The organism is Actinosynnema sp. (assembly GCF_052038725.1).
Map to the genome: position 1 here is coordinate 1 of NZ_JBQGCX010000040.1, position 1,903 is coordinate 1,903.

Sequence of the window (1,903 nt, forward strand, 5' to 3'; positions counted from 1 at the left end):
AGCCCTCGACGTCGAGCATGACGATGCCGTGGTGCAGCGGGAGACTCGGCGACAGCAAGGACACCACCCCGATCGACGTTCCCGCCCGCCGCCCCGCCGGGAGCGGCCGGACAGGCACCTGTCCGGATGATCGGCCACCGACGCGGTCGCCGAATACGCAGAATTGCGGTCTGCGCGGGAAACCCGTGGTGCGGGGAGCCGCGCGCGGACCCCCGGCGGACGATCGGCGGAACACCGTGCCCCCGATGGGCCGTCCAGGCGGGAGCAGCACGTCGCGGCCGGGTGCTCCGCCCCCGCGCGCGGGGCGCACCAGCCCACCTGGCCGATTCGGACCCCGGTCGGGGTCGGGCATGATGGTCGCACCAGGACCGCTCACGAGGAGGTGGTCGCAGTGGTGGAACGGGACGCTCTGCCGTCCAGGTTGCCCGACGTCTCCGCGCTCCCCCTGTCGACGCTGAGGAGCCTGCGCACGCCCGAGATCGTCGAGGCGCTGCGGCGGATCTGCGAGCAGGCCCGGCGCGAGGGCGACGACCGCGTCCAAGAGCAGCGTTGACCGCTGGCGGCGGTCCGCGCGGGATGGGACACCGTCGCGGCACCGGCTGCCGCTGCGGGCCTTCGAGCGGATCTGCTCGGGCGCGGCGACCCGGCGGGAGGTCGCCCTGCTGCGCGAGGCCGAGCACAGCACCCGGAGGTTGAAGCTGCTGGCCTTCGCCGACGCGGTCGCGGCGCTGCCGGACGGGCTGGGCCCGTTCACCGACGTCGGGGCCGCGTGGGCCGTGCTGGCGGACGCCGAGCGGCGGTCGGCCGACGTGGTCGCGGACGTGCTGATGCACCCGACCGTCGGGGTGTGGTTGGGCAGGGCGCTGCGGCAGGTGCTCGGCGCGCGGGACGACCCCACGCCGCTGTGGTCCCAGGTGGGCGGGTTCCACGCCCTGGCCGCCTCGGCCGCCGTGCGCACGGGGCTGCCCTGCGCGCTGCCGGTGCCCGTGCTGCACGGCGCCGTCACGCTGCCGACCGTCGGGACCTTCCCGGTGCGCACGGCGCTCCCGGTGGGGCACGCCCGGTTCGCGCTGGACGCGGGCGGGGCGTCGGTGACCGTCGCGGGCGGGCGGGAACCGCTCGTCGTGGAGCCGGTGAGGCGGCACCGGTTGGCGGGCGGGGGTTTGGTGGTCGAGGTGGTGCTGGACGACAGCGACCCCTACCGCGAGTTCGGCGCCCCGGTGCCCGCCCGGCCGCTGGACCCGGCCCACCGCCTGGAGTGGGCCAAGCACCTGGACGAGGCGTGGGAGCTGCTGGCCCGGCGCCACCCCGGCGCGGCGGAGGAGCTGTCCTCGGTGCTGTCGAGCATCGTGCCGCTGGAGCGGTCGAGACCGGTGTTCGCCGCGTCGTCGGCGGACGCGTTCGGGTGCGTGGCCATGTCACCGAAGGGGTCCGCGCTCGAACTGGCCGAGGCGCTGGTGCACGAGGCGCAGCACTCGAAGGTGAACGCGCTGCTGCCCCTGGTCGAGCTGGAGCGGCCGGACGGGGTGGGGTACTGCGCGCCGTGGCGCGAGGACCCGAGGCCGCTGCTGGGGATGCTGCACGGGATCTACGCGTTCACCGCCGTGGTCGAGTTCTGGCGGGTCGAGCGCGACCTCGTGCCGCCGTCGCTCCGCGGGCTCGCCGACTACAGCCTGGCGCTGCGCGCGGACCAGGTGGGGCGGGCCGTGGCGCGGGTGCGCGGCGCGGCCTCGCTGACCGGACCGGGGCGCCTGCTGGTGGCCTCGGCGTCCGCGCGGCTGGCGGTGTGCGGTCCCGTCGACGTCGGCGAGCGGACGAGCGAGGCGGTGCGGCTGACGGGGGCCGCGCACGGGGTCCGGTGGCGGCTGCGGCACGTCCGCCCCGCAGGGGACGCGGTGGTCGC

At 76.6% G+C, this 1,903-nt stretch carries 2 protein-coding genes; both read left to right on the forward strand.

Features of this window, described 5'->3' with window-relative positions; genetic code table 11:
• Positions 1-394 precede the first annotated feature (394 nt).
• Positions 395-553, forward strand: coding sequence for a hypothetical protein (locus tag ACTUAL_RS00735; RefSeq protein WP_440898904.1), 159 nt, complete (start codon positions 395-397; stop codon positions 551-553).
• A gap of 139 nt (positions 554-692) precedes the next feature.
• A partial coding sequence (locus tag ACTUAL_RS00740; protein WP_440898905.1) for an HEXXH motif domain-containing protein occupies positions 693-1,903 on the forward strand: 1,211 nt, incomplete at its 3' end.